The 8,100-nt window shown below is 41.5% G+C and carries 9 protein-coding genes and 1 pseudogene; 4 read left to right on the top strand and 6 right to left on the bottom strand.

Translation table 11 applies throughout. The features are described from left to right. Positions 1-121: 121 nt before the first annotated feature. From V7K49_RS25870 to V7K49_RS34785, 3 genes are all read right to left on the bottom strand, one after another. Positions 122-472 (bottom strand): hypothetical protein, encoded by a 351-nt coding sequence (locus V7K49_RS25870; RefSeq protein WP_442948692.1) that lies wholly within the window; start codon positions 470-472, stop codon positions 122-124. Positions 473-626: 154 nt separating this feature from the next. Then, positions 627-2,003 carry a dihydrolipoyl dehydrogenase family protein gene (locus V7K49_RS25865; protein ID WP_334869307.1) on the bottom strand — a complete coding sequence of 459 codons (1,377 nt, stop codon included), beginning with the start codon at positions 2,001-2,003 and terminating at the stop codon, positions 627-629. Positions 2,004-2,232: 229 nt separating this feature from the next. Beyond that, positions 2,233-2,478: a helix-turn-helix domain-containing protein gene (locus tag V7K49_RS34785; RefSeq protein WP_442948691.1), complete on the bottom strand. Its 246-nt coding sequence runs from the start codon at positions 2,476-2,478 to the stop codon at positions 2,233-2,235. Here V7K49_RS34785 and V7K49_RS25860 point away from each other — a divergent pair. Both V7K49_RS25860 and V7K49_RS25855 read left to right on the top strand, forming a co-directional pair. Continuing rightward, a complete protein-coding gene (locus V7K49_RS25860; protein WP_335208182.1) occupies positions 2,369-2,725 on the top strand; it encodes a hypothetical protein in 357 nt (118 codons plus the stop codon). The two genes, V7K49_RS34785 and V7K49_RS25860, sit on opposite strands and share 110 nt — an antisense overlap. Beyond that, positions 2,716-2,947: pseudogene (locus V7K49_RS25855) on the top strand (hypothetical protein); the annotation flags it as partial. The gene V7K49_RS25860 and the pseudogene V7K49_RS25855, both read left to right, overlap by 10 nt. Before the next feature lie 21 nt (positions 2,948-2,968). On the opposite strand, the gene V7K49_RS25850 reads toward V7K49_RS25855, so the two are convergent. Beyond that, positions 2,969-3,784, bottom strand: coding sequence for a PEP-CTERM sorting domain-containing protein (locus V7K49_RS25850; RefSeq protein WP_335208181.1), 816 nt, complete (start codon positions 3,782-3,784; stop codon positions 2,969-2,971). 63 nt (positions 3,785-3,847) lie between these two features. Further along, on the bottom strand, positions 3,848-4,078 hold the full coding sequence (locus V7K49_RS25845) for a hypothetical protein (RefSeq protein ID WP_334874675.1): 231 nt from the start codon (positions 4,076-4,078) through the stop codon (positions 3,848-3,850). A gap of 1,061 nt (positions 4,079-5,139) precedes the next feature. On the opposite strand from V7K49_RS25845, the gene V7K49_RS25840 reads away from it, so the two are divergent. After that, entirely contained in the window at positions 5,140-5,340 is a 201-nt protein-coding gene (locus V7K49_RS25840; RefSeq protein ID WP_335208180.1) for a hypothetical protein, read from the top strand. 58 nt (positions 5,341-5,398) lie between these two features. Beyond that, positions 5,399-6,679, top strand: coding sequence for a histidinol dehydrogenase (gene hisD / locus V7K49_RS25835; RefSeq protein ID WP_335208179.1), 1,281 nt, complete (start codon positions 5,399-5,401; stop codon positions 6,677-6,679). A 601-nt stretch (positions 6,680-7,280) separates the two neighbouring features. On the opposite strand, the gene V7K49_RS25830 is transcribed toward hisD, so the two are convergent. Continuing rightward, positions 7,281-8,100: CAAD domain-containing protein (locus V7K49_RS25830; RefSeq protein WP_335208178.1), on the bottom strand; the 820-nt coding region annotated here is incomplete at its 5' end.

The raw sequence follows: 8,100 nt of genomic DNA, 5'->3' as shown, positions 1-8,100 counted from the left end.
TGTCGAAAGCTCGCCTATTCGTTTTGGCAATACTTAATGTCTCGATTAAAGGGGGATGACAGTGTTCCCTATCTACCTGATGTCATTAGATAAAAAGGCATCTGCCAAAAATGGAGTATTTTCAATTCCTAGCTTCCAGGTTTTTATCTTGCTCTAATGTTCTAAAAATCTCAAAAAACAACGGAAATATCACAGATGGTTCTACATCATCCAGCAAATCTCTGATATGGTTATCTGTCGGAATCTGATGTATTCCAAATAGGCTCTGAGCATTGTTATGCCCTTTTTTCTGTGCCATTGACTTTTGATGCGCCAGAAATGAGGGGCTTTGAGTAAAAAAGACCGAAAATGCACTTAATGCTGCATCGCTCATTTGATAGTGCTTATTTTTACCTGTTCGTTTATCAGGCAAATTTTCGAGAATTGACCGGAAATAAAGTACTATTTCGTCGAAAATTCCTGGCTGATTCAAAATATCCCCTAAGCTTACGAATTAAAGAGATACAAAAACCATATCTTTAACTGGAAATTTTGCATAGTTGGTAATCATAGTGATAATTATTCTCATAATGAGAATTGCTGGAGGGACGGGGAATAAATATCCCCTCTCGACTCTACCAGCCTCTTCACCTGTTTGGACAGCCGGGCATATTATCTCCAAGCAGCAACCGTGCTAGGCTAGGTAATGCTTCACCATAGGTGGGATGGATATGAACCGATCGCTCTAACAACTGCCAGGTTGCTTCTGCTTCCATCAAATCCAGAAAAACATGCACTATTTCAGCCGTTTCATACCCTACCAGGGTGGCTCCCAAGATTTTGTCAGTATCGCTATCGATCACCATGCGGTAAAACCCCAAATCATGTCCCCACTCGATCGCACGAGCAATTTGGCTCATGGGTAACGTAACAGCACGCGCATTGATGCCTTGCTTGTGAGCCTGTTCTAACGTCATCCCCACCCGCCCAACCTGAGGTTCTGTGTAGATAGCATAGCCAAGGACGCGATCGCTCCGCGTCCGGTTTTCTCCACATAAAATTGCCTTCAAGCGGCGATAATCCTCCCAGGACACATGTGTAAAGGCAGGCTGTTTAGCAGCATCTCCGATCGCATAGACTCCAGAACAGGTTGTGTGGAACTGATCATTAATTTTGATAAACCCCTGATCATCTAGCTCAATGCCACTCTTGGCTGCATTTAATGCACCTGTATTTGGTTTGCGTCCAATCACAACCAGCAACGCCTCTGACTGGAATTGCTCACCACTGCTCAATGTCAGGCTAAACACATCATTTTCGTGTGCAACCTGATTTACATTCACCCCAAAGTGAAGTCCAATCCCATCCTGCTTTAATGCTTCTGCTAAGACCTTGCTGACATCAGCCTCTTCCCGATCGAGGACGCGATCGCCCCGCACAATTAAGTGGGTCTGACTGCCCAAACGCGCCAGTCCCTGCCCCAGTTCTAATCCAATATAGCCAGCCCCAATTACTAGTAACCGCGGTGGTAATACTTTCAAGTCAAAGAAGTTACGGTTAGTCAGGTAGGGAGTCCCTGCAAGACCAGGAATATCAGGAATCAGCGATGACGTACCAGTGTTGACAATCACCAAAGGAGCCTGAACGGTGACATCACCCCCTTTAACAGTACGTTCACCAACAAAGGAAGCTTCAGCGCAAACGATTTTGACACCTGCATTGTCCAATCGCTTGTGAATACCCTGGTTGAAGCTGTTACGGATTCCCCGGACTCGCTCCATGACAGCGGGAAAATCAACCTCAACTTCCGTGTGAATGCCTAATTTCTTTGCCTGACGAGCACGCCCTGCTGCATGAGCTGCTGCCAAAAATGCTTTGGAAGGAGTGCAGCCATAATTGATGCAACTGCCGCCTAAAGCATCTCGCTCAAACAAGACCACCTTGCGACCCGATGAAGCAAAATCAGCTGCCAGTGGAATGCCTCCTTGACCGCTCCCAATCAGAATGACGTCTGCTGTTTCCATCAGTGCTAGACTCCTTGAGGATAGTTTGCTTTCATAACATTCTCACACTCCAAGTTAAAGATTTTTCACACATTATTGTATGTTTGATTTTTTTGGGATAATTAGAAGTCCTTATCTAAACTTACTATCCGGTCTGCTAAAAGCTTTAGTGTCCATCGCGTCTGTCCAAAGGGTGGGTCTGCCCCAACTCTTGGAGACGCTAGGCGAACGGGAAAGTCAAAAGTCAAAATTAATAATCCCCATAAATAAATTTAGGGGCTTGTATCATGAGTCTTTTTTGGTCAGAAGAAGCCGTAGCAATCAAAAATGCTTCTTTAAAACAATCAAGCTTCCGTAATTTGGGTGGATGAGGACGGTCATTAAGCGTGCCCTCAATTCCACTTTTGATGAACTTGGAGCGGGTGCGCTCAACTGTTGAGACGCTGACTCGTAATCTATCCGTAATCGTGGCATCGGTTTCGCCCTCAAAAACCATAAGAAAAATGTGGGCACGAGTAATAGTTCTTGCTTTACTCTTGCCTGTTTTGATTAGCGATGCCTACGGCGGGCTACGCCTACGCAGTTTTTCTGCTTCTTCTGTACTCAAGTTTACAGGATACTTTTTTGCCATAATGACATACTCGGTAAACCAAAATCGCACTTTACACTACGTAAGCTTGATTAGCGATCGCTGTTGGAGAAAAACTTTTTGGTTTACTGATACTTTGCTAGACTTCAATTAGCTTACCAAAATCTGTCTTACCAAGCATTATTGGCTACTGCTACCCCAACCATGCATTGGGTTTTTCAATGTTTCATGTCGATTCATCTGGTAATGAGCAGCACTTAAGCAGATTGCCAATCTTACAGATGAACGACATTGGATTCTTCAGTGGCAAAGTTTTTTAATAAAGTTCAGACTGCAACAGTTGAACTTCTCCAACTGTTACAAGTCAAGTATTTAAGGATTCAAAATCTGATGCAATCTATTGGAATATTTGGTTGTTTCTCCGCAATTTCCATACCATCAGACAAGATGTACCAACTAACAATAAACCTGAGATTGATGGTTCTGGGACTTTAGTAACTACTAAGGAAAGATTATCTGCGTAGGCGTCATTTACCCGCCCTCTTACATAATTGGCGTTCAGTAGTACATTGATTTGACGTGTACCCACAGGTACAGAACCATCAGTTGACCGCAAAAATAAGCCTGTAATGTTATTTCTTTGTGTGGGAGTCGGCGAAGCAATATTAGCTATGCCTAAAGACTGGTTAGCTTGATCAAGAAAAGTGATGTTTAGTGATGCGCTATCTTCATCTGTGCTATATCCTCCCAACCAGCCGCTCAAGTTAAACCTAGCTTCACCTGCATCAATAGTTGAGGCTAAATCAGATATATCGATTAATTGCGAAGCACTGGAAGAGGCTCGATCGGCACCACCAAAGAATAAATTGAGTCCGCGATCGCTTGGCCCAGGAACATCAATACTAGGAACAGTAACATTCACTACATTACCTGAAGGGTTGGTAAAGCTAAAACCTGTTGCCCCATACTTTAATACACTGAAACTACCTGTCGTAGTCCAGCCAGGGATAGTAGGTATATTAACCCCAACAGCATTACCAACCGGATCTCCTTGCCCTTGTTCTGCATCACCATTTACTATCAAATTAGTACCAAAGGTGGCAGCATAGGTGGGATTAGAAAGCAACAGACTAAATGCAAGTCCTGCTATTAAGGTTGTACCAATCTTGGCCATTGCTTGAGAAAATAAAGGATAGATAGTTAGTTTATTCATAGTTTGTTATCTCCTTGGATTTACTAACAGCTTGTTTCAAAATTAACCAGATTCTTCGATTTTCTAACTATGGTGTTCATTGCTCACTTGAACTTTTTGCTGTTTTGCAACCAACTTTCTCTGCAAAGCAAAAGCTACAGTCATAGCAAGTAAAATTCCACCAACTCCTTGAGATTCAGGAACAGACTTAGGACTACTAAATCCATACTTTGCCAGTATTTGTTGCCCAGTTAGTGAAAGGATATAATCAGCTAGTTGTGAACCTCCAGGATTTGCATCTTTGAGTACTGTCAAACCATAGTCACCTTAGACTTTTAAGCTGTCTGGCAATTCCACTACTTGTAGACTTGGTGAAATTTGTTGGGCAGATAAAGCACTGGTGTAATACACCAAAATGGCTTTCTCGTTTTTGGTAAGCTAAAACACATATTTATTGCATAGTCGTGAGGTTTGTTGAGAGTCAATAGTTAACATTCAACAGCTAACAGGAACATATATGCGTGTCCAGAAATGTGGAGCAGCTTAACTAATGCTTAAACAGTCCTTGATCTGAGCGTTTAAACTTTATGAATTATTCAACAGTATTCATGGCATATATTTTTATACGCATTTTTGTTTTCGATTAAAATTATCATACCAACTTGGTTGGAAAAAATCCATTCAACTACGTAATTAAATGCTGACTTTATAAAAACTTTAAGTAAAAAGTTTTTTTATCTTGATGAGATTACGCACATGACAAAATTTCAGGAGTAACTACGACTGTGGTGCTTTTGCGATCGCCTTCTCATTCTTGATGATGAACCTGAAGCATAGATGTAGGATAGTTTGTTTGGAGTAGTACCGCCAGTTTCTAGTCAAATAATTAGCTAAACAAAATCAAACCGCGTCCACGTTGAAAACTGTAGTTCTGTATGAACAGAAAAACCCTCATCCCTCAGCCCCTTCTCCCAATATTGCCAGAAGCGGAGCCGGAAAGAAGTCCCTCTCCCTACTTGGGAGAGGGATTTAGGATGAGGGCAAAAACTACGGTTCTCAACATAGATGAGGTTTAATTATATAATTTTTGCAAAATTATCGAAGGATTTTTTCTACAGATGCGACAAAATTTCAATCAAATTTAACTCATGTGAATATGAGGGTAATTTCAAGATGGTAATACCACGTTCTTTCCATTCTTCAATTTTATCAAGAATGAATAATATCACTGAGATAGAGGATTGAGCAACAACAATCACAGTTGGTTTATCTAATTTTAGGAAATATTGCATCAATGCAAGCAATAATTACATCGGAATTAATATAATACTTTTACATCCACAGCAATTCTATCCGGCGAGATTCTATGAGCAATTTTGGCAGACTCTCTCCGGAAATCTTCAGTCATTCAAGCAGAATTGCTGTTTCTGGATGGCATTTACATCTTCCACCACCGAGACAAAGAAATTCCTGAAGCCCATGTCTACAAATCCATTTCATCCGCAGCCCTGAGAACTATGATTACTACTAATCGACTTATTCCTCATGCGATCGCGGTGTATCTGGCAGGTGATTAATAAATTTTCACCATCACAAAGTTAAACTAAAAGATGAATGTCAACTCATCCAACTATCATGCAGCTATTAAAAACAACCGATCAAGATTTTTCTACTCAATTCAATGCACTTGTAAACGATCGCACAGAAGCAACGGTTGATGTCAGTGGTACAGTTAAAGATATTATTGCTGATGTGAAAGCTCGTGGTGATGCAGCAGTCAAAGAATATACAACTCGTTTTGATCACTACAGTCCTGATTCTTTTCGTCTGAGTGAAAGTTTCATTGCTAAACAAGCTGCCCAGTGTCCCCAAGAAGTACAACAGGCGTTAGAATTGGCGGCAAAGCGAATTACTGCTTTTCATCGTCAACAACTACCCCAAGATATCGCCTATACGGATGAAGTTGGAGTAAACCTCGGCTTAAATTGGGTAGCTTTAGAAACTGTAAGTATCTACGTACCCGGCGGACGAGCCAGCTATCCAAGTTCATTATTAATGAATGCTTTACCCGCGAAAATTGCCGGAGTAGAGCGAATAGCGATGACCGTACCCATGCCTGGTGGAGAAATCAACCCCGCCGTCTTGGCAGCTGCTCAGGTAGCAGGTGTTACCGAAATATATAGTATTGGTGGAGCGCAAGCAGTAGCCGCCCTCGCCTATGGTACAGAAACTTTAATTCCTGTGAATAAAATTGTTGGGCCTGGTAATGCTTATGTGGCGGAAGCCAAGCGCCAGGTATTTGGAAAAGTAGGGATTGATAGCATCGCCGGTCCTTCGGAAATTTTGGTAGTGGCAGATAATAAAAATAATCCAGAGTGGATTGCTTGGGATTTGCTGTCACAAGCAGAACATGACCCCAGCGCCCAATCTATTTTAATCACTGATTCGGAAAGTTTTGCCAAAGATGCGATCGCAGCTGTTGAGCAGATTCTCCAAACCTTACCTACGCAAACAGTAGCGACTCAAAGTTGGGAAAAACATGGTGCTGTAATCATTGTCAATGACCTAACAGAAAGTATTCCTCTTTTAAATCAATTAGCACCAGAACACGTGGAATTATGCGTAGACGAAGCGCAACTTTTGGCTAAACAGATTCGGTGTGCGGGAAGCATATTTTTAGGACAATATACTCCAGAAGCGATCGGCGATTATGTTGGCGGCCCTAACCATATTTTACCAACCTCGCGTTCAGCCCGCTTTGCTTCCGGTCTGAGTGTCTATGATTTTATGAAACGAATTACCTATTTGCAATGCGACAAACAAGCATTACAAGCCATAGGAAAAGCAGCAATTACCCTTGCTTACGCCGAAGGTTTACCAGCCCATGCGGGTAGTGTAGCGATGAGATTAACGTGAAATAAAATAGGGAACAGGTGAGACCAGCCCCATCTTGGCGGTCTCCGTCACGTAGACGCAAAGCGGCTTCCCATCAAGGTAGGGGGACTGGCAAATCCGAAGGGGAACAGGGAAAGAATACAAAATACAAACCATGTCTACCGCCCATACTCCACATCAGATTATGAGCATCTATCAGCTGTTCTGTTGTCTATATCACATTACCTTTTAAGCGTATCCAATAAAAATAGGCGATGTCTACAACGAACTACGCCTACGCAATGTGTTTCAAATTCCTGGAGTCCGCGTAGGCAGACGAAAGTTTGTGTAGCCACGATTTATAATCGCCGGGTATATTTACAAAGGTGAGATGCACCCGTTCCTGTACCTATGCCAAGATCAACAATTTTCTATCCAGGTAAACCAATACTGTATTCAGACAGTCTATCAAATAATCAACTGGGAAAGCCAAGACGGTATTTTGATCCCAAATTTAGCAGTTACATACACCAAAGTCAACTTCCATAAGTAAGTTTGTTGCAAAAGTTTTTAGGTAGTATGAATGCGTTTGCCCTATGCCTTCTTTGACTATCAAAGAAAGCAAATATGGAGACATAACAGCTTACGAATCTTGTCCCTCAACAATTTCTTTTTGGATAAAACTAATTTGTGCAGCTAATTCTTGCCGACTAGAAGCCTTGAGTAGATATCGGAAAACAAACCAAGTTAAGTAACCAATTCCAGTCAACTCAAAAGCTCGGTTTACCTGCGGAATTTCATCTACTACATTTAATACAGCTACAACTATCTTAACTGCAATAGTTGCTGCAATAATTGTAGCAAAACAAATAATCGGCAGTTGGTATTCGGTAGAAAATCTCCCTAAGTAATTAGGAAATTGCTCCAATAAGGCAGAAAATTTACCACCAACTTGCTGCCATTCAGTTAATGGTTGATTAGCAGGTAATAGCAATGATTGAGTTTCAACCTTTGAACTTTCAAGTGCTGCAATAGGTTCGGTTGATGTAATATCAAAAGATTTTGATTGTTGTACTTCACTCTCCCAAGGTACTGGTTGATTAGCATCTAGTAGCAATGGTTGAGCTTCAAATTTTGAACTTTCAAGTGCTGCAATAGGTTCGGTTGATGTAATATCAAAAGATTCCGATTGTTGTACTTCACTCTCCCAAGGTACTGGTTGATTAGCATCTAGTAGCAATGGTTGAGCTTCAACCTTTGAACTTTCAAGTGCTGCAATAGGTTTAGCTAATGTAATATCAAAAGATTTCGATTGTTGTACTTCGCTCTCGATAAATTTCCTATTTTCTTCATGGATAACAGTTGTCGTTTGCTCACCACGGATATCAATTTGAGCCAACTTCATCAAAGGCGAATAGATGGCATTGTACATATCACGTGCCATGTTCACAGCACCTTCAAAG

Origin of the sequence: Nostoc sp. (assembly GCF_036919675.1) — a bacterium.
GTDB lineage: Bacteria > Cyanobacteriota > Cyanobacteriia > Cyanobacteriales > Nostocaceae > Nostoc.
This window is presented reverse-complemented; position numbering and strand designations above follow the sequence as displayed.

Bases quoted from the DNA above. Each gene is read 5' to 3' on its own strand.
- V7K49_RS25850 (WP_335208181.1), bottom strand. From the start codon at position 3,784: ATGAATAAACTAACTATCTATCCTTTATTTTCTCAAGCAATGGCCAAG.
- V7K49_RS25865 (WP_334869307.1), bottom strand. From the start codon at position 2,003: ATGGAAACAGCAGACGTCATTCTGATTGGGAGCGGTCAAGGAGGCATT.
- V7K49_RS34785 (WP_442948691.1), bottom strand. From the start codon at position 2,478: ATGGTTTTTGAGGGCGAAACCGATGCCACGATTACGGATAGATTACGA.
- hisD (WP_335208179.1), top strand. From the start codon at position 5,399: ATGCAGCTATTAAAAACAACCGATCAAGATTTTTCTACTCAATTCAAT.